This window comes from Emcibacter sp. (assembly GCF_048269205.1).
Classification (GTDB): Bacteria; Pseudomonadota; Alphaproteobacteria; order Sphingomonadales; family Emcibacteraceae; genus Emcibacter.
Genome location: NZ_JBLXJC010000002.1, coordinates 334,011 through 356,126, shown reverse-complemented (window position 1 = coordinate 356,126; position 22,116 = coordinate 334,011). Strand labels below are relative to the sequence as shown.

Genomic DNA, 22,116 nt, shown 5'->3' with positions numbered 1-22,116 from the left:
ACTCTATTTCGACAGGGCGTTCTCAAGAACAAAGATACGAATGGCACTGGACAGGTTGCCCTGACGAGTCCGGTCAATTTCCGTGACCAGTTCGCCGAGGCTCACACCCCGGTCCTGTGAAATTCGCTTGAATTCCCGCCAGAAGATGTTTTCAAGGGTGATGCTGGTGGCGTGTCCGGCGATGAGCAGGGAATGTTTCTTCAGTTCGTGATCATCGCCGGCCATAGGGCGCCTCTAGATATTCTGAAAGAAGTCGTTGCCCTTGTCGTCAACAACGATAAAGGCCGGGAAGTCTTCCACTTCGATTTTCCAGACGGCTTCCATACCGAAATCTTCGAAGTCCAGAACTTCCACCTTCTTGATATTGTTCTGAGCCAGGATGGCAGCCGGACCGCCGATGGAGCCGAGGTAAAAACCGCCGTGTTGCTTACAGGCGTCCGTCACCTGCTTGCTGCGATTGCCTTTGGCCAGCATGACCATGCTGCCGCCTTTGGCCTGGAAGGCATCCACATAGCTGTCCATGCGTCCTGCCGTGGTCGGGCCAAAGGAGCCGGAGGCATAGCCTTCAGGTGTTTTTGCCGGCCCGGCATAATAAACAATGTGGTTTTTCAGATAGTCGGGCATGGGTTCCCCGGCTTCCAGTTTTTTCAGGATGGCGGCATGAGCCAGGTCCCGGGCCACCACGATCGTACCGGTGAGGCTGAGACGGGTCTTGATGGGATACTGGCCAAGCTGGGTCCGGATTTCGTCCATGGGACGGTTCAGGTTCACTTTGACCACTTCGCCGTCCAGGTCTTCGTGGGTCACATCGGGCATGTATTTTGCGGGGTTGGTTTCCAACTGCTCGATGAAAATGCCGTCTTTGGTGATCTTGGCCTTGGCCTGGCGGTCGGCAGAACAGGATACCCCGATGCCGATGGGGACGGAGGCGCCGTGGCGGGGCAGGCGGATCACCCGCACGTCATGACAGAAATATTTGCCGCCGAACTGGGCGCCAATGCCGAAATTACGGGTCATTTCGTGGACTTTTTCTTCCAGTTCCGGCACCCGGATGGCATGACCGAAGCCGTTGCCTTCGGTGGGTAATTTGTCCAGGTCGCGGGCACTGGCCAGTTTGACCGTTTTCAGATTCTGTTCAGCGCTGAGGCCGCCAACAACAATGGCAAGATGATAAGGCGGGCAGGCGGCTGTACCCAGGGTGCGGATCTTTTCATCCAGGAATTCCAGAAGCTTGTCCTCCCGCAGGACCGCCGGGGTCTGCTGGAACAGAAAGGTCTTGTTGGCCGATCCACCGCCCTTGGCCATAAACAGGAATTTATATTCATTGCCGGGCACCGTATAGAGGTCGAGCTGGGCCGGGGCGTTGTTTTTGGTGTTTTTTTCCTCGAACATTTTGATCGGGGCAAGCTGGGAATAGCGCAGGTTGGTGCCGGTATAGGTATCTACCATGCCCTGGGTCAGGGGGGCACCATCATCGCCGTCGGTCCAGACATACTGCCCTTTCTTGCCGATGACAATGGCAGTGCCTGTATCCTGGCAACTGGGCAGGGTCATGCCGGCTGCCACATTGGCATTTTTCAGAAGTTCGGTGGCGACAAAGCGGTCGTTGTCGCTGGCTTCCGGATCCTCAAGAATGCTTGACAGTTGTTGCAGATGCCCCGGCCGCAGGAGATGGGCGATATCGCGCATGGCTTCCCGAGCCAGAAGACGCAGACCTTCGGGATCGACTTTCAGGACCTCTTTGCCGTCCACTTCAAGGACAGAAACATAATCGGAGGTGATTTTCCGCCAGGGAGTCTCGTCTTTGCCAAGAGGATACATGTCTGTGTAATTGAGATCGGTCATTTCGCCACCCTTCCAAAACAGGACAAAATTTCATCAGGTTCTAACTATAGATTTTCCGCCGGGTCGCCAAGCCATATTTCCGAAAAATTCCGTGAATAAGTGTTGAACCGGAAGGGGTCAATAATAACAATGGCTTATATGAATATACATGTTTTTTCGCAAAAAACGATAGATACAGCCGGACTCATCTGATCAGGTGAGCTGGACTAAAAAGTTAACAAAAAGTTAATTTTATCTTTTTGCTGGCCGGTTTTTATGTTAGTTTCTTCGATAGTTCTTTTATACATATTCTCGCCCATTGTGGCGGGCAATTTTCTGTACAAAGGCAGTCAGGCGCAGGGATGCCTCAACCCAATCAGACCAGCGAAATGCGGCGATACCGAGGGCAATAAAATTAATCTTATTCATGAAATAATGCAGGGGAAACCCTGCATTATTTTTTTCGGAAACTGTCCAGCGTGACCACGTTGTCCCCGTCGTCTCCCGATTTTTCGCCGGCCTTCTGGTCGTCCTGTTTTTGCACCAGGTCGGAAATCGTTGCGCCGTCGTCCTGCTCTATACCGGGGAATTCTGTGTCCTCTTCCATGACATCAACTTCATTGTTGTGGAAGTGCAGGCCGAAATCGACACTGGGGTCGAAAAAGCCGATCAGGGCAGAAAAGGGGACATACAGATGTTCCTTTTTCCTGTTGAAGCTGAGAGATATTTCGAAATGCTTGTCATCCGCCAGCAGATCCCAGAACTGGTTCTGCAGGACAATGGTCATTTCATCAGGATAGCGTTCCCTGAGATAGGGGGGGATTTTCACATCCGAATTGTCGGTTCTGAAGGTGATATAGAAGTGATGATCGCCCGGCAGGCCTTCTTTAGCGGTCTGTTGCAGTATGTCCCTGACAACTGACAGCAGTGCGTTCTGGACCATTTCATCATACTGGATAGTTATATCATTCATCCCGTTTACTTAAGACCTTTTCCATTGATCTGGATATTAACGTTATCACGAATCCCCATCATCAGTTTATAACGCCTTATAAAACCTGTTGCGAGTCTCAATTTCGGAGAGTCAATCCGGAAGGGAAGCGTGTAAAAAGAGATAAGTGAAGGGCTTCTGTTGCTAGGTGCCCTCCGAACCCCGCGTAGCGTATGCTATTAAGCTGCTACAGCAAATGCTTCGTTATCGTTAGCATTTATCAAGTTTGATCCGTCACAGCGGTATCATGCTGGGCAAAAGTACTATCTTTATCACGCACGTCGATCCTAATTTCGCCCCCATCACAAAAATATGCTCATCCGTCAGACAGTCATTATTCTTGTGGTGGAGGCGCCGGGTACCGCCCCCGGGTCCGAAACGTCTATTCCATAGGCCCGTTTATTGCCATAGCCGGTTGCCCGGCTCCCCATATATAAGGCTTTCGGGTTAAAATTTAAATAGCTATCCGAAGATTTTTATGTAATGACTATTTGAAAGATCAAATTGGTTACAAATAGGTAAAATGCAGCAATATCAGGATCTCATGCGTCATGTCAGGGACAATGGCGCAAAAAAGGAAGACAGAACCGGTACAGGTACCCTCAGTGTCTTCGGATATCAGATGAGGTTTGACCTGGCGGCAGGCTTTCCCGTCCTGACCACGAAAAAACTGCACCTCAAGTCCATTATTCACGAACTTTTGTGGTTTCTGAGCGGAGATACCAATATCCGCTATCTGAAGGAAAACGGGGTCAGTATCTGGGATGAATGGGCCGATGAAAATGGCAATCTGGGGCCGGTGTACGGCCACCAGTGGCGATCCTGGCCGGCCCGGGACGGCGGAACAATTGATCAGATTTCCAATCTTGTCCGTATGATTGAGACAAATCCGGATTCCCGGCGCCTTATTGTATCGGCCTGGAATGTGGCCGATGTAGACCATATGGCTCTGCCGCCCTGTCATTGTCTTTTCCAGTTTTATGTGGCCGACGGAAAACTGTCCTGCCAGCTTTACCAGCGCAGTGCGGATATCTTCCTGGGCGTGCCATTCAATATCGCCTCCTATGCCCTGCTGACCATGATGCTGGCCCAGGTGACGGGCCTCAAGCCCGGGGAATTCGTGCACAGTTTTGGGGATGCCCATCTTTATCTCAATCACCTGGACCAGGTGGAAGAGCAGCTTAAACGCGAACCTCTGCCTTTGCCGGAAATGAAAATCAACCCGGAGGTGAACAATATATTTGATTTCCGGTATGAGGATTTCGAACTGGTTGGTTATGAGGCCCATCCCCATATCAAGGCGCCGGTGGCCGTCTGATGGTAAAAATATCCCTGATTGTGGCCATGGCGGAAAACCGGGTGATCGGCAAGGACAATGCCCTGCCGTGGCATATTTCCTCGGATCTGAAATATTTCAAGGAACAGACCATGGGCAAACCGGTCATTATGGGCCGGAAAACCTATGAATCCATCGGTAAGCCGCTGCCTGGCCGTACAAATATCGTCATCACACGGGATACATCCTTTTCTCCCGAGGGAGTAATTCCCGCCTTCGAGCTTGAAATGGCTCTGGATGTGGCGCAAGGCATCGCCGAGGCCAAAGGCCTGGATGAGGTGATGGTCATTGGCGGCGCCCAGATCTATGAGCTTGTGCTGCCACAGGCGAACCGCCTCTATCTGACCCTTGTCCGCGGTGATGTGGAGGGCGATGCCTGGTTTCCGGAACTGGAAATGAGTGAATGGGTTGAACATTCACGGGAAGATCACCAGGCCGGAGAAAAGGATTCTCACGCCTACAGTATCCTGGTTCTGGATCGTATTTAGCTTTTCATAATATTAAGACTTATAAATATCGTTAATTATTTCTTAATGACTATTATATTATACTTAATAAGTATTATTAGATGTTTCAATGTATTTAGTACGGGTTTTGCAATGGTCAGGGTAGCAATGTTAATGGCTTTTTTAGGCATTCGGGATCAAAATTTTCATGGCAGTGGCTACATCAAAGTCAAGGATAACCGACGATCTGGATCTGGTATTTCATATAAAGAATGAAATAAATCCGGAAACAGGGCAGGATGATTTCGTTATTGAAAAATATAAGATTCTGCAGCGCGACCTGTTCCAGGTGGATAAAGATCGACTAATCGGACAATATTGTTCACATACACTCCCCGAATATATTCAGGAATCTATTTTCAAGATGATGAGGCAAGTGCTGAAAAGCGATCTTGCCCGGACCGAAATCGTCGAATGGCACGATGGTAGCGGCAACCCCACCTTCAGTCTGTTCAAGGATGAAGAGATCCACTGGTTGAAGGTCCATATTATATCGCTTGGCAATGACCGGCTGATGGTGCTGGTGAGGAATGAAACGCCGCAGATGCGCCGTGATATTCTTTATGATAGCCGGGCCAAGACCCTGGAAAAGCTCGCGTCAGGAAAGCCTCTCAGGGAAGTCCTTGAAGTGCTTGCCATAACTACCGAAGATAATTTTCCCGGCATGATGTGTTCAATTTTGCTCTACGATCGGGAAACTGAATTGCTCTCGCTTGGTGCAGCGCCCAATTTGCCCATGACCTACAGCAAGGCCATAGAGGGCATCAGGGTTGGGCCGGATGTGGGATCCTGCGGCCGAGCTGCCTATTGCGGTGAAATAGTGATTTCCGAGGATTTGGAACAAGATCCGAACTGGAAAAATTTCATCCATTTGGCCCGGGATGCCGGCTTGGCCTGTTGTTGGTCCTTTCCAATTTTTTCAAAGGATTCAGAAGTTCTCGGGACGTTTGCCCTCTATTATTCTCATCCCCGGGTCCCGTCGGATGAGGACTGCAGAATCATCAAGGAATCCGCCCACCTCGCGGGGATCGCCATCAGCCACAGTGTTGCCGAATATAAAACCCTGGTGGCGCTGGAAGAGGCCCGACAGGCCAACAAGGCAAAGACTGAATTCCTGGCCAATATGAGCCATGAACTGCGCACGCCGCTAAATGCCATTCTCGGATTTTCAGAAGTGATGTCTGAACGTATGTTCGGCGACCTGTCTGAAAAGTACCGTGACTATGCGGAAAAAATCCACGAGTCCGGCACGCTTCTGCTCAGCCTGATCAGTGACCTTCTGGACGTCTCCCGGATTGAGCAGGGCAAGTTCAAGATCGAAAAGGAACCTGTTGATCTTGACGACATGATTTCCGGAACACTGTCGGTTGTGGAAGAATGGGCATCGGATGCCGGCATAAAACTGCATCACGAGAGGGCCTGCAACAGCTGCAGCCTTATGGCCGATAAACGGTCCATTCAACAGGTGTTGCTCAATCTTGTTTCCAACGCCATCAAATTTACCGGTGTGGGCGGGGATGTCCGGGTCTCCTGTATGGAGTGTTCTGCCGACAGTATTGCCATTGTTGTTTCCGATACGGGCATCGGCATTCCCGAAGAGCAGATTGTGAAAATTACCAAACCTTTCCAGCAGGTGGGCAATATCTATTCCAGAACCTATCAGGGGGTCGGGCTCGGACTTTATATTGTCAGTGAGATTGTCAAGCTGCACAAAGGGGAGCTTGAGATCAAGAGCTGCCCGGGCAAGGGAACCACGGTTCGCGTGATTTTGCCGATATCCTGACTCAAATCTCTGCTAAATCCTCGGGATTGCAGGACAATCCAGTGCATGGAACACTGAAAACCGTGCGCAAACCCGCTTCATTGTTACAGTAATGTGACCATAGCGTGAAATTTGTACATCCGTAACACTCTGTTAATAAAATATCCCAAATATCACAGCAGGATAGTCGTAATAGTTAATGCTTTAATTGGGCAAAGACCCTAAAAGAGGTTTGCGGATGATCATGTCAATGGAAGACAGGGTGGAAATCCTGGCAATTGATGTGCCTGTAGTGACACCAAATACAAGTTGCGAGGAAGTCTATCACCTGTTCCAGGAGGATCCCGACCTGCTTGCCGTGACGGTATTGCAGGACGGTCAGCCGATCGGGCTTGCTCACCGGACTGATCTTACGCTGGCGCTGGCGGAACGCTTTGGCTATGCCCTCTATGCACGCAAACCCATCTCTATGCTGATCACCGAAACCCCGCTGATTGTGGATGCCAGCAACAGTATTGATTTCCTCAGCAACATGCTGGCCTATGATGCCACCCATGCCCTGCAGAAGGGGTTCATTATCTGCCGTGGTTCCGAATATATTGGTGTCGGTACCGCCATTTCCCTTTTGCAGGCCAGTATTGAACGCACCCGCCGGCGTGCCGAGGAATTGCAGAAGGCGAAAACCATTGCCATTCAGGCCAACAAGAGCAAGTCCGCCTTTCTGGCCAATATGAACCATGAGCTGCGCACACCGCTCAATGCCATTATCGGCTTTACGGAAATGATCCAGAAAGAGGCCTATGGCCCGATCCCGCAAAAAGAATATCAGGAATATATCGATATCGTGAATTCCAGCGGCAATCATCTCCTGAATGTGATCAATGCCATTCTCGACATGTCCAAGATCGAGGCCGGCAAGATGGAAATGCGCGAGCAGGAATGCGACATTTTTGAACTGGTCCAACAAGTGGCCAGAATGATGAGTTCCGCCGCCGGTAAAAAGAACATTTCACTTGATCTGGATTTGCGGGAAAACCTGCCCGATCTCTGCTGTGATCCGACGATGATCCGGCAGGTGCTGTTGAACCTGATTTCAAACGCCGTCAAATTCTCTCCGGAAGATACGGTTGTTTCCCTTTCAGTCAGGGTGATGGACTGCGGTACTCTCGAAGTTTCCGTCCGGGACCAGGGGGTCGGGATTTCCCGGGAGAATATCGAGGCAGTGCTCAGACCTTTTTACCAGGTTGATGGCGACCTGAACCGGGCCCAGGAAGGGACCGGCCTCGGCTTGTCCATCGTCAAGGCCTATCTTGAACTGCATCAGGCGCGCCTGGATATTGAAAGCGAACTGGGGCAGGGAACCAGCGTATCCGTTACATTCCCGGTCGCGAGGGTAATATGTGCCAGCGAGGGATGTTGCGGAATAGAGGCCGCGGCATTTGCCGAATAGGCGTCTATCTGCGGGCGAGGCCCAGCCTGGGGATTTCGATCTTGGGACAGCGGTCCATGACCACCTGAAGGCCGGCATCTGATGCTTTGTCCGCAGCCGCGTTATTGATGACGCCAAGTTGCATCCAGACGGCTCCGGCGCCCGCCTCAATGGCTTCGTCAACCACACCGGCTGCATCAGCCGAGTTGCGGAAAATATCCACCATGTCGATGGCCACAGGAATATCGGCCAGAGAGGCAAAGACTTCGCGTTCGTATAGCTGCTGTCCGGCAAGGCCCGGATTGACCGGATAGACATCATAGCCCTGGCCCAGCAGGTATTTTAAAACCTGGTTGCTGGCCCGATCTGGTTTGTTGCTGGCGCCGACGAGGGCGATGGTTTTGACTTTTTCAAGCAAGGATGCCAGTTCCCCGTCCGTTGTCAGAAGGCTCATGAAAGCTGCTCCCGGATTTTGCGGGCGATCTCCAGATAGGCCTGTGCATGGGGGCTGTCCGGGGTTTTGGAAACGATGGGCGTGCCGGCGTCGGAGCTTTCCCTGATATCCATGTGCAGGGGGATTTCGCCAAGGAAAGGAATGTTTTTCTCGGCGGCGGTTTCCCGGGCGCCGCCATGACCGAAGATGTCACTGCGCTCGCCGCAGGAAGGGCACAGGAAATAGCTCATATTTTCAATCAGCCCCAGAACTTTTGTATTTGTCTTGGCAAACATATCCAGTCCCTTGCGGGCATCAATCAGGGCAATGTCCTGGGGGGTGGAAACAATCACGGCGCCGTCAAGGTCCACTGTCTGGACCAGCGTCAGCTGTGCATCACCCGTTCCCGGGGGCAGGTCGACCACCAGAACATCAAGCTCGCCCTCCAGGTCCCATTTCACATCCCTCAACATCTGCTGGATCGCGCCCATAACCATGGGACCGCGCCAGATGGTGGCGGTATCCTTTTCCAGCAGGTAGCCGATGGACATGCTGGCCAGCCCGTGGCTGAATACTGGTGTGATCTTGCCGCCGTCCAGGCTTTCGGGGCGGGTGCCTTCGGTACCCAGAAGACGGGGAATGGAGGGACCGTAAATATCAATGTCAAAGACGCCGGTTTTCAAGCCTGTCGCCTGAAGGGCGAGGGCCAGGTTCACCGAGGTTGTCGACTTGCCCACACCACCTTTGCCGCTGGCGACGGCGATCACATGCTTGACGCCGGCAATCTTTTTTGCCGGGCCATGCGTGACCCCGTGCGGCATTGAGGATTTGTGCGCGGCTTTTGGTTGCGGGGCGGATTGTGTGTTGCCGGCAGGGCGCTCTGCCGTCAGGACAGAGGTAACCCGGTTGATGCCGTCCAGGGCCAGCAGGGCCTCGTCCGCCCGGCGGCGTACGGCCTCCATTTCATTGGCCTCGGCAGGAATAATTTCAAGCGCAAAAGTAACGTGATCCCCGTCCAGCTTCAGTCCCTGGACCATTTCCAGGCTGACGATATCCTGTTCCTTGACCGGGTGACTGATTTTGCGGAGAGTTTCCAGCAGGGTTTTCTCATCGATTTTGTTTTTATTTTTCTTGATATTGAACATAAGTTTCCTACCTAATAGAGGACCTGTCGAGCTGTCTCTATCCGTTGAATAAACGGTCAGCATAGCATATAAGGTAGTCTGCGTGATTTGTAAGAGGGAATCATAATATTTCCTCTTGATTTCAATGATACGAACATGGAGGTATGAATGCCCTGGCAAAGTAATGGTGGTGGAGGAGATCGTGGACCCTGGGGACAGGGACCCCGCAGAGGCGGGGGAGGCGGTCAGGAGCCACCGAATATCGAGGATCTTATCCGCAAGGGCCAGGACAAGTTCAAAAATACCTTTTCCGGCAATATTGGCGGTGGCAAAGGGTTTTCCCTGCTTCTTCTTCTGATTATCGGTGGCTGGCTTCTGACCGGTTTTTACCGGGTCAACACCAACGAAGCTGGTGTTGTCCTGCGTTTCGGAGAGTGGACGGAGACAACGGGCCCGGGCCTGCATTACCATCTGCCCATTCCGATTGAGAGCGTCGTCAAGCCGAAGGTTACGGAAATCAACCAGATCAATGTGGGCTTCATGGGCGCCGGCAATATGCAGGGTCATGGCCGCAAGATTGATCTCGGCAAGGAACGGCAGATGCTGACCGGTGACGAGAATATCGTTGATGTGGAATTCTCCGTCCTGTGGAAAATTTCAGACGCCGGGAAGTATCTTTTCAAGGTGGAAAATCCGCCCCAGACCATCCGCTCCGTAGCACAGAGCGCGGTGCGTGACATCATTGCCCGCACCCCGATCCAGCAGGCTCTTACTGCAGGTCGCGGCAGCATCGAGCGGGAAGCCAGGATTAATATCCAGGCTATTCTGGATGATTATCAAGCCGGTGTGGAGGTCACACAGATCAAGTTGACCCGTGTGGACCCGCCTGCCCAGGTGATTGAAGCCTTCCGTGAAGTGCAGCGGGCAGAAGCTGACCGCGAGAAAACGGTCAATCAGGCAGAAGCCTTCAGGAATGACATTGTGCCGCGGGCACGAGGTGAGGCCTCCAAAATGATGCAGGATGCGGAAGCCTACAAGGCTCAGGTGATTGCCAAGGCCGAGGGTGAAGCGTCCCGGTTCCTTTCTGTTTACGAGGAATACAAGCAGGCGAAGGATGTCACCCGCAAGCGCATGTATCTTGAGACCATGGAAGAAATCCTGGCCAGCATTGACAAGGTTCTGGTGGAAAAGGATGGTGGCGTTGTGCCTTATCTTCCACTCAATGAACTGAAGAAAAAACAGTAACGGCGGATCAGGAGAGAAAAATGAATAAAATCGGATCAATTGGTACGCTGATCGTCCTGGGGGTAGCTGTGCTTCTGCTCGGCGCCTCTGTATTTACCACTAAAGAAACGGAGCAGGCACTCGTTCTGCAATTCGGTGAACCCAAGAGAACGGTTCAGGAACCGGGCCTGAATTTCAAACTGCCCCTGGTTCAGAATGTCGTTTACCTGGACAAGCGGGTGATTCTGCTCGACAGCCCGGAACAGGAAGTGATTACCGAGGACCAGAAGCGGGTGATCGTGGATGCCTTTACGGAATTCAAGATAACCGACCCCCTGAAAGTGTTCCAGACCGTGCGTAATGTGCAGGGTGTGGAAGCCCGGATGTCGACCATTGTCAACTCCAACATGCGTGAAGTTCTGGGGCGCATGAAGTTCACGGCGATCCTCAGCGGTGAACGCGACGAGTTGCGCTCTGATATTATGGCCTCTGTCAGCCCCGAAGCTGAGGAACTCGGTGTGGAAGTGGTGGATGTACGTATCCGCCGGACCGATCTGCCGATCCAGAACAGCCAGAATATCTTCCAGCGTATGGAGGCAGAACGGGACCGTGAAGCCCGGGAAGCCCGTGCTCTTGGTGAAGAGGAAGCAGCCCGGATCAAGGCCACCGCTGAAAAGGAGAAAACCATCCTGATCGCGGAAGCCGAGCGTGACAGCCAGATAATGCGTGGTGAAGGGGATGCGGTAGCGACCCGGACGTTTGCCAAGGCCTTCAGCAGGGATGCAGAATTCTACGCTTTTTACCGGTCGCTGCAGTCTTACAGGAAGGCCATTGCTGACGGCAATACCAGAATGATTCTGTCTCCGGATAGTGAGTTCTTTCAATATTTCGGTAACAAGGAAGGGAAATAGCCATAAGCCTGTTTGAAACACTGGTGCTGGCTCTTGCCTCTGTTCTGGTGATAGAAGGTGTGGTTTATGCCCTTTTCCCGGAACAAATGCGCAAAATGATGCTGCGGGCGATTTCCCTTCCAGAAATGACACTGAGGATAACCGGACTTGTGGCGGTTATCCTCGGTGTGATTGTAATTTATGCGATGAAATAGTGTAAAAATACGATCAAGAAACTTGTGTGTGCCTATTTTGCGCCCAGATTTGTGATAACGTACAATGAAACCTGGGAAAACAGGTGACCGTGGCAGGGAACAAGAACAGCGTTTGGTTCGGCGGTTTTGGCCGGATGGTGCGTATAATAAGTTTAGAAGATCTCAGGAATTGGTATGACGAACGTGAAAAAATATCTCAATAGTATCCTGATTGTCGCGATATGTGTCGTGGCAATTCCCGCAACCGTGTTTGCGAAAGCAGCGCCGGAAAGCTTTGCCGATCTTTCGGACAAGCTTCTGCCGTCGGTAGTAAATATTTATACAAAACAGAATGTCCGGGTTGACCGGAATGACGGATTTCCACAGTTTCCACCGGGATCTCCGTTCGAAGAATTCTTCAAACGGTTTGAAGACCGTAACAATGAAGGCGAAGACGATGACCGTCGCCCCCGTACCCGCCAGCGTATGTCTCTCGGTTCCGGGTTTATTATTTCCGCCGATGGCATTGTGATCACCAACAACCACGTGATTGACAAGGCAGACGAGGTTTCCGTGCGCATGCATGACGGAACCGAATATGACGCCGAAATCATCGGCAAGGACAGCAAGGTCGATGTGGCGGTATTGCGTATCAAGGCCGACAAGCCACTGACTTTTGTCAAGTTTGGTGACGACGGCAAGTCCCGTGTTGGCGACTGGATTCTGGCCATCGGCAACCCCTATGGTCTCGGTGGTTCTGTGACGGCCGGCATTATCTCCGCCCGCAACCGTGACATCAACAGCGGGCCCTATGACGATTATATCCAGACTGATGCCTCCATCAACCGGGGGAATTCCGGCGGCCCCATGTTCAATATGGACGGGGAAGTCATCGGGATCAACACGGCCATTTACAGCCCCTCCGGCGGTAATATCGGGATCGGTTTCGCCGTGCCCAGCAACCAGGCCAAGCATGTGATCGACCAGCTTATCGAATATGGTCACACAAGGCGCGGCTGGCTTGGGGTCAGCATTCAGGCTGTGACAAAAGACATTGCCGAAAGCCTGGGCATGGACCGTGAATATGGCGCACTTGTTTCCAGTGTCAACAAAGGCAGCCCGGCCGACAAGGGCGGTGTGGAGTCCGGTGATATCATTATCGAATTCGACGGCCAGGAAGTTTCCGAAATGCGTGAACTTCCCCGTATCGTGGCCAACACCAAAATCGGCAAGAGCGTCAAGGTGGTTATCCTGCGCAAGGGTGACAGGAAAAACCTGAAGATCACCATTGCCGAACTTGAGGAAGACAAGGAAGAAGTCGTTCCTGCAACCGTTGATCAGGATGAAGCTGACACACCATCGGAAAAGGTGATCGGCCTGACGCTTGAGGACCTCAGTGAAAAGACCCGTGAGGCGCTTGATCTGGACGAGGACTTCAAAGGGGTGCTGATTTCCGGCGTGGAACGCTACAGTCCGGCCCAGGAACGCGGTCTGCGTCGCGGCGACGTGATCGTGGAAATCACCCAGGAAGAGGTATCCACAGTGGAGCAGGCCATCAAACGGATTGAGGAATTGAAGAAAAAAGGCCGCAAGTCGGTTCTTCTGAAAGTCTATCGCCGGGGTGACTACAGCCACGTACCGGTGAAGTTTGACGAGGAAGAATAATCCTCAGGCACATAAACAAAAAAAGGCCGGGAATTTCCCGGCCTTTTTGCATTTCATATCCACGTTGTCTCAGGCCGTGAAAAACTCACTTTTCTGAAAGCCCTGGATATAGAGCAGGGCAGTGAGGTCGCCGTGCCGAATGACCACGTCAGCGGCCTTGGCGGCGGCCGGTTTCGGATGATAGGCCACGCCCAGTCCCGCCGCATCAATCATGGGGATATCATTGGCGCCGTCGCCAACAGCGATGGTCTGGCTCATCTCCAGCCCGGCGATTTCCTGGAATTCATGCAGGGAGTCGAGTTTGGTGTTGCTGTCGACAATGGGGTCTTCCACCTTGCCGGACAGTGCATTGCCGTCCACACCCAGGATGTTGCCCCGGTTGACCTGAAATCCGGTAAGCTGAGCCACCCGGTCTGTGAAAAAGGTAAAGCCGCCGGACACCAGGACTGTATTGGCGCCTGACCGGTTCATGGTCTGCACCATCTCGACCGCGCCGGGGGTCAGTTTGACCCGCTCTTTGAAGACGGTTTCCAAAACCGAAGTCTCCAGACCTTTGAGGAGGGCGACCCGTTCCCTGAGCGCCTGCTCAAAATCGAGTTCGCCCTGCATGGCGGCTTCGGTAATGGCGGAGACTTTTTCCTTGAGACCGGCAAAATCGGCCAGTTCGTCGATGCATTCCACCTGGATGATCGTGCTGTCCATGTCCGCGACCAGCAGTTTCTTGCGCCGGTGTTTCAGCGGCTGCAAGGCAAAATCCAGCGGGTCCTGGTCCAGCAATGGCGCCAGCGCCTCCCGGACGGTCCCGAAGTCTCCGTCAAAGGAAATATCGGCAGCTTCCCCCTCGCTCAGCCACACAGCATCTTCATGTATTGCACCGACATCGGACAAGGCGTCTTTATATTTGGCAAGCAGCGCTTCGGTCAGGCAGGGAGCTTCGGGATTGCTGATCAGGGTCAGGATATTCTTCATGGCACAGGTTCGGTAAATAAGTTACAAGTTCATAAGTTGGCTTTGGCCTATCGGTACACCATGTACTGTCTGAAGGCTATGGAAAATTACGGATGCAGGAAGAAAGTCGGAAAAATATTATTATGCTTGCCGGGGCCACTGCCAGCGGCAAATCCTCGCTGGCGCTTGACTGGGCAAATGGGGAAAATGGCGAGATCGTCAATGCGGACAGCATGCAGGTCTATTGCGAACTTCGCGACCTGACGGCCCGCCCGTCGATCGACGAGGAGCAAAAATGCCCTCATCATCTTTACGGTGTGCTCAGGGGCGATGATCCCTGTTCGGCGGAACGCTGGCGAAAGATGGCGCTGCCTGTCCTGGAAGATATCTGGACCCGGGGCGGGACACCGATTGTCGTGGGCGGAACAGGCCTGTATTTCAAGTCTCTGCTCGAGGGGCTATCCCCGGTGCCGGAGATTGACCCCGCCATCCGCGAGCAGGTCAGGGCCCGCGTGGCCGCAGAGGGGGCCGAAGCCTGCTGGCAGGAACTGCAGGAACTTGATCCCGAATGGGCCGGGAAAATCTCCCCTGCCGACGGGCAGCGTATTGCCCGCGGCCTTGAGGTGGTATTGAGTACAGGCCAGCCGCTCAGTTACTGGCAGAAGCAGCCGGGTATCGGCGGACTTGAGGGGCGGGAGGATATTCATATACGTAAATATGTGCTGGAGCGGGACCGGCAGGAGCTTTATGCCCGCTGCGACCTGCGCTTTCGCCAGATGATCGAGCAGGGCAGCGCCATTGAAGAGGTTGGGGAACTACTGGAATGCGGCTATGATCCCGAACTGCCGGTGATGAAGTCGCTCGGTGTGCCGCCGCTGATCCGCTATCTTCGGGAGGAAATTACCCGTGAGCAAGCCATTGAACAGAGCCAGACCCAGACAAGGCAATTCGCCAAGCGGCAAATGACCTGGTTCAGGAACCAGTGCGCGGACTGGGAAGCCATAAACATGAAATAATAGTATATAGTTAATGGTATTTATTGAACTTTTATTTCACAAAATAAGCTTGACTATGTAATAATCTGTCGGTATGGTCCCTTTTCTTCGGCGGGTAGAAGATGATTTCTGCTGCCTGCAGAGAAAAAATATGAGTTTTTTTGTCTCTGAAGAGACTTTTTCGCCCGAAATAGCTTTAAAAACCAAATTTTATGTATTAAAGCCGAATGTGAAAAAAATGACGAGTTTGTATGTTGGACAGATTGGAAAGGTAGATTATGTCTTCGGATAAGATCAGCGGCGCGGAAATCATTCTCAAATCCCTGCAGGATTTGGGTGTGGACGTGATTTTCGGATATCCAGGCGGCGCCGTGCTACCGATCTATGACGAAATCTTCAAGCAGGACGCCATCAAGCACGTTCTGGTTCGCCATGAGCAGGCAGCCGTTCATGCGGCAGAGGGCTATGCCCGTTCCACCGGCAAGCCCGGTGTTGTTCTGGTGACGTCCGGTCCCGGCGCCACCAATGCGGTGACCGGCCTGGCCGATGCCATGCTGGACAGCATTCCTGTTGTCTGTCTGACCGGACAGGTACCGGTTCACCTGATTGGTTCAGATGCCTTTCAGGAGGCGGATACGGTTGGCATCACCCGCCATTGTACAAAGCATAACTATCTGGTGAAGGATGTTGAAGATCTGTCCCGTGTGATCCACGAGGCATTTTATGTGGCAAGCTCTGGCCGGCCTGGTCCCGTGGTTGTCGATATCCCCAAGGATGTCCAGATCAACAAGGGCAGCAATCTGCATACTGGCAAGATTGAACACCGCAGCTACAAGCCCAGTCTCAAGGGAGACATGGACGAGATCAAGCGCGCGGCGGAAATGATAGCCACGGCCAAAAAGCCGATTTTCTATACCGGCGGCGGCCTGATCAATTCGGGAGTGGCGGCCTGCCAGCTTCTGCGCGAATTCGTGCGCATGACCGGCGCGCCGATTACCTCCACCCTGATGGGGCTCGGGGCCTATCCGGCGTCAGACAAACAGTTTCTGGGTATGCTGGGCATGCACGGCACCTATGAAGCCAACATGGCCATGCATGATTGCGATGTGATGATTTGTATCGGCGCGCGCTTCGACGACCGGGTCACCGGTCGCCTGGACGCCTTTTCGCCGAAATCAAAAAAGATCCATATCGATATTGATCGTTCTTCCATCAACAAGACTGTTCGCGTTGATGTGCCTATTGTCGGTGATGCGGCCCATGTTCTGGAAAGCCTGATCAAGGTCTGGAAAGCCGGAGTTCATGAAATCGAAGGGGAGGCCCTCAAGTCCTGGTGGGACACGATTGGCGAGTGGCGCGCCCGGGAGAGCCTGAAATACAAGAAATCCGATGACGTGATCATGCCGCAATACGCTCTTGAGCGTCTGTTTGCGCTGACAAAGGACAAGAAGCCCTATATCACCACCGAAGTGGGGCAGCACCAGATGTGGGCAGCCCAGTATTTCGGATTTGAAGAGCCGCACAAATGGATGACTTCCGGTGGTCTGGGCACCATGGGATATGGCTTCCCGGCTGCGATCGGCGTTCAGATGGCGCATCCGGACGATCTGGTGATCGACATCGCCGGTGAAGCCTCAATTCAGATGAATATTCAGGAAATGGCCACGGCCATGCAGTATGACCTGCCGGTCAAGCTGTTTATCCTGAACAATGAATATATGGGCATGGTGCGCCAGTGGCAGCAGCTGAACCACGGCTCACGCTACAGTCACAGCTATTCCGAAAGCCTTCCTGACTTTGTCAAGCTGGCGGAAGCCTATGGTGCGCACGGGATCCGTTGTGACAAACCTGCCGATCTTGATGCGGCAATTCTGGAAATGCTCGAAACGGACAAGCCGGTTATCTTTGATTGCCGCGTGGCCAAATTGGCCAATTGCTTCCCGATGGTGCCTTCCGGGGCGGCCCATAATGAAATGATCCTGCCGGATGATGAGGAATTTTCCGAATTTGAGGGGGGTGCTGCACTGGTGTAGGGCGGATGAAATCCCGCCCGCAGAAGCAGTATGAAAGACAGGACAAGTATCATGAATGCAAAATCGATTGAACCGGTTGCACGCCACACCATTTCCATCATCGTTGACAACGAGGCCGGTGTTCTGGCCCGGGTGATCGGACTTTTTTCCGGCCGTGGCTATAACATCGAGCATCTGACCGTGGCGCCGGTGGATCTGGAAGGTAATGAATCCCGTATTACGGTGGTCACTGCCGGCACACCGATGGTGATTGAGCAAATCAAGGCTCAGCTGGAGCGTCTGGTGCCCGTCCACAAGGTGGGCGACCTGACCCTGGACGGTCCCAGCGTGGAGCGCGAACTGGCCCTGGTCAAGGTTCATTGTGAAGGCGCGGACCGGGACGAGGCGCAGCGGGTCGGTGATGCTTTCCGTGCACGGATTGTGGACAGCACCCGGGACAGCTTTGTTTTCGAAATCACGGGCAAGTCTGAAAAAATCAGGGCATTTATCGAACTGATGGACGAATTCGGGTTGGTGGAAGTGGTCAGGACCGGCGTTGCGGCATTGACCCGCGGCCGTGAACCGCTATAAAGATCGCCAAAAAGCAAGAAGTTCAAAGCCAAAAAGAATTCTGGAAAGAGTGAACAGTTTATAAGACGAGAAAGGAAGTTACCATGCGCGTCTATTATGATCGCGATGCAGATGTGAACCTGATCAAGACAAAGAATGTTGCCATTATCGGTTACGGTTCCCAGGGCCATGCCCATGCTGCCAACCTGCGTGACAGCGGTGTTGAAAATATAGCTATCGGTCTGCGGGAAGGCTCCGGCTCCCGCAAGAAGGCTGAAGGCGCGGGCTTTAAATGCATGACACCTGCCGAAGCTGCCAAATGGGCTGATGTTGTGATGGTACTTGTGCCGGATGAGCTGCAGGCCGATCTGTACAAGGATGACCTGAAAGACAATATGAAGGAAGGTTCTGCCCTGCTGTTCGCGCATGGCCTGAACATTCATTTCAAGCTGATCGAGCCGCGTCCGGACATGGACGTCTTTATGATCGCCCCGAAAGGTCCTGGCCATACGGTGCGTTCCGAATACCTGAAAGGCGGCGGTGTGCCGACTTTGATTGCGGTTTACCAGGATGCTTCCGGCAACAGCCTCGATCTTGGCCTGTCCTATGCCTCTGCCAACGGCGGCGGTCGCGCCGGTGTGATCGAGACCACCTTCAAGGAAGAGTGTGAAACTGATCTGTTTGGTGAACAGGCTGTGCTTTGTGGCGGAGCTTCTGCGCTGGTGCAGTGTGGTTTTGAAGTTCTGACCGAAGCCGGTTACGCCCCGGAAATGGCCTATTTCGAATGTCTGCACGAACTGAAGCTGATTGTGGACCTGATGTATGAAGGCGGTATCGCCAACATGCGTTACTCCATCTCCAACACCGCAGAGTATGGCGATTATGTCACCGGCCCACGTATCATTACCGAAGAAACCAAGAAGGAAATGAAGCGGGTTCTGGCTGACATTCAGGAAGGTCGTTTTGTGAATGACTTTATGCTCGATAACAAAGTCGGCCAGGTCAAACTGAAAGCCGCTCGCGCCAAAGGTGCTGCACATCCGATTGAGGAAGTTGGCGATCGCCTGCGCGGGATGATGCCCTGGCTCAAGGAAAACCAGCTGGTGGATAAAGACAAAAACTAGAATTTTTTCATAGGTTCAAAAGAAAAGCCCCGCTGATGTCAGCGGGGCTTTTTGTATGAATGAAGAGGTTTTTCAGGCAGATTTGCGGCGGCGCAGGGCGGCGAAGCCTGTCAGGCTCAGGCCGAGCAGGGCCAACATGCCGGGTTCGGACACTTGCTGGGTCGTAAACTGGAAGTTGGGACCGAACCAGCCGTCAAACGCGCCCAGGCTGTTGATTTCGGTCGGGAATACCAGGCTGTTCGCGAAGTCAAAGCGATCATTCAGGACAGTGATGGCCGGATCAACTGTGAAAATGGCGCCGTTACCAAGGTCCAGCGCTTGATCGTTTGCGATATAACTGGCGATGATATAGCTCTGGCCCGCTGATAGCAGGACGGGGCTGATATCTACATAGCGGAAATAATCAATAAGGGTCCCTGAGGTTCCGGCAGCAATGGTTGTAGATGCCACGAGGGTTCCATTAGACTCCCAGATGGCAATGTCGGCATCATTGGACAAGCCGTCTCCTTCGAAGTCAAATTGTCCCAATGACGTTACACTGATGTCGGTATTGGCAGTGAACTCCCAGCCCAGTGTGTAGTCCGTGCTATTGAATAGGCCATCGCCCGGGTCACTGAGATTGACGGCAGCCGCATTCCCCAGTGAAGGGAGGGCAAGCAGCATCAGGGCAAAGATGCCTGCAGAGAACTTCTTTAACATATTAAAATCACCCGTGTTATTGAACAAATTAAGTATGGATTAATAAGCAATTTTTATGCCATTTCGGGTGGTATGGTTGATAATATGTTATCTTATTGATATATAAAAGATAATTTTATGGATAGAGGCATTTCGGACGCATGTCTGAATGAATAACTGTAAAAAAACCTGATAATTGCGCGGAAAACTGTAAAGAAATCCGACAGAAACAAAGGCAGGCTTTGCAGGGTATTCAAACGTGCAGCCGTGGCTCTATTCTCGGCCTTTCGTTGCAAGAATAGTGAATTTTGCGAGATGGATTAAGTCTTATGTATTATTTAACAAGCCTTAACAACTTCCCCATATGGTTGAGTAGGAACCGGGGGAGATTATCTCTATGCAGAATGATAGACGGTTTGGCGCATTGAAACCCTCCCGTGCTGTTTTCGGTAGAAAACAACGGGTGGCGGATGGTTTTGACAGGGACGCGCTGCACATTGTTGGTGAAAAAGCTGCGGCTGGCACGGATTTCGAGCCGGTGCGCTCGGTTATTGAACGGGTGTATCCCGACAGCTATGTTTCATTCGCCCAGGCTCAACAGCGTCATACGGAACTGGTGGCAAAGGTGAACGCCGAGGTGTGCAATATGGGCGGCGACAATGTCATGTGGACACCCATATGCGCCGAGGCCTGCGAGCCGGGGGATTTTTCCTCCTATCTTCTTGAGGACCTGTTAATGGACCCGTTCCTCAAGTGGAATATGCTTTATTTTGCCAATGACGAGAAGACAGCATTTCTGTTCGATACTCTGGTGTATGACGAGAAATATGTCAGCAGTTTCAGTGACGAGATGCTGAGCGTCATTCTGGAGTCAAACAAGACCTGGGAAAAGGCGAAAGAACAATATTTCAAAACAGGTGATAGCGTGAAACTGCTTAATCATCGGGACTATATCCGCATCTCACTGGCGAAAATTACCGCAGATATCGAAAAACGGCTTTTTGCCGGCAAGAAAAATCATCTGCAGCATCTGTTCGCGCCCAAAAAGGACTGAGCCAAAAAGGACTAGGGCGGCCCTTTCGGCCTCGGCGTGCTGGCTTCTTCATATCAATTTCTTGCATGTTGCTGTCAGTCGGTTATCCAACCGGCAGGGTGAGGGTGACGGTGGTCCCCTCGTTTTTGCGGGACAGGATGCTGACCGTGCCACCCAAAAGTTCGGTGAAACTGTTGACCAGGGCCAGGCCGAGGCCGGTGCCTTCCACCTTGCGGCTATAGCTGTTATCAATCTGGACGAAGGGTTCCATGACAAGCTGGAGCTCCCGCTCCGTCATGCCGACACCGTTATCCGAGACAGTTATATGCAGTAGGCCCTCTTCAAGCCTTCCGGTGACATTTACGAATCCCCCGGGATGATTGTATTTAATGGCGTTGCTCATCAGATTGATGATGATCTGTTTGAGGATTTTCTCGTCGCTTGTGATATCCAGGTCGGGGCAGTCGACTTCGACACTGATGCGCGCCTTTTCTGCCATCGAGGCTACGAAATTGTTGCAGTCCTGCAGCAGGAGAAGAATGTCAACTGGTCCCGGACAAACCTCTAACTTGCCGGATTCCACTTTGGCCAGGTCAAGAATATCATTGATCAGATCCAGCAGATGCCGGCCGCTGATGAAAATATGTTCCGCATATTCATCCCTCTTTTCCGCGGTCATCGGAATGCTTTTGTTTCTCAGTAGTTCGGAATAACCGATAATGGCGTTCAGGGGGGTGCGCAGTTCGTGAGACATGTTCGCCAGGAAGGCGGATTTGGCCTGGCTGGCTTCTTCGGCCTGTACGGCAAGCTCGTTTGATTTCCTGGAAAGTTCGCGCAGGTCGTTCTCGGCCTTTTTGCGCAGTTCCACTTCCCGGGTGACATTCGATACTGCAGAAAGCCAACTGATTATTCCCCAGCCAATCAGCAGAACGGCCGCAACATAGGCATAAATCAGTTGGGGGCCAAGCCAGGGGATGCCGAAGATATATTCGAACAGTTTTTTTCCGGGCGGTACTTCTTCCAGGTAATCCATGAAGGTGATGACGGTAACGAGACAAAGCCCCCCAAACAGACGGTTATATCCTGCACTGAGGTGAGCGAGAGAATGGCGCTTGAGAAAAAGTGTCACCGGCACCGGTATGAATGCCATGACCAGTAATAGATGTGGATGCCAGAATTGCGACAATTCTCAAAATCCCCCTGATTAATCCGGTTTGACCTGTTCCGTCAAAAAAGTGAAGCGAATATGAATATGCAGCAGCGGGTTTGTCAATGACTGATTCCCGTTTATGAGCGTAAATTTTGCCGGATTGGGCTGTGTTCAGCCTTGTAACAGGTCGAATGCGGTGTTTGGGGGAGATTCTGTTAAGAACTTGTT

General features: G+C 52.4%; 21 protein-coding genes and 1 other RNA gene. 13 read left to right on the top strand and 9 right to left on the bottom strand.

Going from position 1 to position 22,116, the window contains the following annotated elements; translation table 11 throughout:
* Nucleotides 1-3: 3 nt before the first annotated feature.
* From ACN0YD_RS10445 to ssrA, 4 genes are all read right to left on the bottom strand, one after another.
* Nucleotides 4-225 (bottom strand): ribbon-helix-helix domain-containing protein, encoded by a 222-nt coding sequence (locus ACN0YD_RS10445; RefSeq protein ID WP_417319510.1) that lies wholly within the window; start codon nucleotides 223-225, stop codon nucleotides 4-6.
* A gap of 9 nt (nucleotides 226-234) precedes the next feature.
* Complete coding sequence (locus tag ACN0YD_RS10440; protein WP_417319508.1) at nucleotides 235-1,845, bottom strand: fumarate hydratase; 1,611 nt, start codon at nucleotides 1,843-1,845, stop codon at nucleotides 235-237.
* A gap of 433 nt (nucleotides 1,846-2,278) precedes the next feature.
* The gene (locus ACN0YD_RS10435; RefSeq protein ID WP_417319506.1) at nucleotides 2,279-2,797 is read right to left on the bottom strand and encodes an SspB family protein; all 519 of its coding nucleotides are present in this window, start codon (nucleotides 2,795-2,797) and stop codon (nucleotides 2,279-2,281) included.
* A 144-nt stretch (nucleotides 2,798-2,941) separates the two neighbouring features.
* Nucleotides 2,942-3,278: a transfer-messenger RNA gene (gene ssrA, locus ACN0YD_RS10430) on the bottom strand.
* A gap of 60 nt (nucleotides 3,279-3,338) precedes the next feature.
* Between ssrA and ACN0YD_RS10425 the strand changes: the two genes are divergently transcribed.
* From ACN0YD_RS10425 to ACN0YD_RS10410, 4 genes are all read left to right on the top strand, one after another.
* Nucleotides 3,339-4,133, top strand: a complete 795-nt coding sequence (locus ACN0YD_RS10425) for a thymidylate synthase (RefSeq protein WP_417319504.1) — start codon at nucleotides 3,339-3,341, stop codon at nucleotides 4,131-4,133.
* Entirely contained in the window at nucleotides 4,133-4,639 is a 507-nt protein-coding gene (gene folA / locus ACN0YD_RS10420; protein ID WP_417319502.1) for a type 3 dihydrofolate reductase, read from the top strand. The genes ACN0YD_RS10425 and folA overlap by 1 nt, the downstream gene beginning before the upstream one ends.
* A 166-nt stretch (nucleotides 4,640-4,805) precedes the next feature.
* A complete protein-coding gene (locus ACN0YD_RS10415; RefSeq protein ID WP_417319500.1) occupies nucleotides 4,806-6,440 on the top strand; it encodes a GAF domain-containing sensor histidine kinase in 1,635 nt (544 codons plus the stop codon).
* Between the two features lie 217 nt (nucleotides 6,441-6,657).
* Complete coding sequence (locus ACN0YD_RS10410; protein WP_417319498.1) at nucleotides 6,658-7,869, top strand: sensor histidine kinase; 1,212 nt, start codon at nucleotides 6,658-6,660, stop codon at nucleotides 7,867-7,869.
* Nucleotides 7,870-7,873: 4 nt separating this feature from the next.
* Here the strand turns inward: ACN0YD_RS10410 and ACN0YD_RS10405 are convergent, their stop codons facing one another.
* Together ACN0YD_RS10405 and ACN0YD_RS10400 are read right to left on the bottom strand one after the other, a co-directional pair.
* Nucleotides 7,874-8,302 (bottom strand): CoA-binding protein, encoded by a 429-nt coding sequence (locus tag ACN0YD_RS10405; protein ID WP_417319496.1) that lies wholly within the window; start codon nucleotides 8,300-8,302, stop codon nucleotides 7,874-7,876.
* On the bottom strand, nucleotides 8,299-9,426 hold the full coding sequence (locus ACN0YD_RS10400) for a P-loop NTPase (RefSeq protein ID WP_417319495.1): 1,128 nt from the start codon (nucleotides 9,424-9,426) through the stop codon (nucleotides 8,299-8,301). Before ACN0YD_RS10400 ends, ACN0YD_RS10405 begins: the two co-directional genes overlap by 4 nt.
* Before the next feature lie 147 nt (nucleotides 9,427-9,573).
* Between ACN0YD_RS10400 and hflK the strand changes: the two genes are divergently transcribed.
* From hflK to ACN0YD_RS10380, 4 genes are all read left to right on the top strand, one after another.
* Nucleotides 9,574-10,650, top strand: coding sequence for an FtsH protease activity modulator HflK (hflK, locus tag ACN0YD_RS10395; RefSeq protein ID WP_417319493.1), 1,077 nt, complete (start codon nucleotides 9,574-9,576; stop codon nucleotides 10,648-10,650).
* Nucleotides 10,651-10,670: 20 nt separating this feature from the next.
* The gene (gene hflC, locus ACN0YD_RS10390) at nucleotides 10,671-11,540 is read left to right on the top strand and encodes a protease modulator HflC (RefSeq protein WP_417319491.1); all 870 of its coding nucleotides are present in this window, start codon (nucleotides 10,671-10,673) and stop codon (nucleotides 11,538-11,540) included.
* 23 nt (nucleotides 11,541-11,563) lie between these two features.
* Nucleotides 11,564-11,734 carry a DUF2065 domain-containing protein gene (locus tag ACN0YD_RS10385; protein WP_417319489.1) on the top strand — a complete coding sequence of 57 codons (171 nt, stop codon included), beginning with the start codon at nucleotides 11,564-11,566 and terminating at the stop codon, nucleotides 11,732-11,734.
* A 174-nt stretch (nucleotides 11,735-11,908) separates the two neighbouring features.
* Nucleotides 11,909-13,378 (top strand): DegQ family serine endoprotease, encoded by a 1,470-nt coding sequence (locus ACN0YD_RS10380; protein WP_417319487.1) that lies wholly within the window; start codon nucleotides 11,909-11,911, stop codon nucleotides 13,376-13,378.
* Nucleotides 13,379-13,447: 69 nt separating this feature from the next.
* Here ACN0YD_RS10380 and serB read toward each other — a convergent pair whose 3' ends face one another.
* Nucleotides 13,448-14,347: a phosphoserine phosphatase SerB gene (gene serB / locus ACN0YD_RS10375; RefSeq protein ID WP_417319485.1), complete on the bottom strand. Its 900-nt coding sequence runs from the start codon at nucleotides 14,345-14,347 to the stop codon at nucleotides 13,448-13,450.
* Between the two features lie 92 nt (nucleotides 14,348-14,439).
* Between serB and miaA the strand changes: the two genes are divergently transcribed.
* The 4 genes from miaA to ilvC all read left to right on the top strand — a co-directional run bounded on the left by miaA (nucleotide 14,440) and on the right by ilvC (nucleotide 19,027).
* On the top strand, nucleotides 14,440-15,342 hold the full coding sequence (gene miaA, locus ACN0YD_RS10370; protein WP_417319483.1) for a tRNA (adenosine(37)-N6)-dimethylallyltransferase MiaA: 903 nt from the start codon (nucleotides 14,440-14,442) through the stop codon (nucleotides 15,340-15,342).
* 257 nt (nucleotides 15,343-15,599) lie between these two features.
* Nucleotides 15,600-17,354 (top strand): acetolactate synthase 3 large subunit, encoded by a 1,755-nt coding sequence (locus tag ACN0YD_RS10365; RefSeq protein WP_417319482.1) that lies wholly within the window; start codon nucleotides 15,600-15,602, stop codon nucleotides 17,352-17,354.
* A 51-nt stretch (nucleotides 17,355-17,405) separates the two neighbouring features.
* On the top strand, nucleotides 17,406-17,924 hold the full coding sequence (gene ilvN, locus ACN0YD_RS10360) for an acetolactate synthase small subunit (RefSeq protein ID WP_417319480.1): 519 nt from the start codon (nucleotides 17,406-17,408) through the stop codon (nucleotides 17,922-17,924).
* A gap of 83 nt (nucleotides 17,925-18,007) precedes the next feature.
* On the top strand, nucleotides 18,008-19,027 hold the full coding sequence (ilvC, locus tag ACN0YD_RS10355; RefSeq protein ID WP_417319478.1) for a ketol-acid reductoisomerase: 1,020 nt from the start codon (nucleotides 18,008-18,010) through the stop codon (nucleotides 19,025-19,027).
* Between the two features lie 72 nt (nucleotides 19,028-19,099).
* Here the strand turns inward: ilvC and ACN0YD_RS10350 are convergent, their stop codons facing one another.
* Nucleotides 19,100-19,726: a DUF4082 domain-containing protein gene (locus ACN0YD_RS10350; protein ID WP_417319476.1), complete on the bottom strand. Its 627-nt coding sequence runs from the start codon at nucleotides 19,724-19,726 to the stop codon at nucleotides 19,100-19,102.
* A gap of 376 nt (nucleotides 19,727-20,102) precedes the next feature.
* Between ACN0YD_RS10350 and ACN0YD_RS10345 the strand changes: the two genes are divergently transcribed.
* The gene (locus tag ACN0YD_RS10345) at nucleotides 20,103-20,759 is read left to right on the top strand and encodes a hypothetical protein (RefSeq protein WP_417319474.1); all 657 of its coding nucleotides are present in this window, start codon (nucleotides 20,103-20,105) and stop codon (nucleotides 20,757-20,759) included.
* An 82-nt stretch (nucleotides 20,760-20,841) separates the two neighbouring features.
* On the opposite strand, the gene ACN0YD_RS10340 is transcribed toward ACN0YD_RS10345, so the two are convergent.
* Nucleotides 20,842-21,888 (bottom strand): sensor histidine kinase, encoded by a 1,047-nt coding sequence (locus tag ACN0YD_RS10340; RefSeq protein WP_417319473.1) that lies wholly within the window; start codon nucleotides 21,886-21,888, stop codon nucleotides 20,842-20,844.
* Between the last annotated feature and the right edge of the window lie 228 nt (nucleotides 21,889-22,116).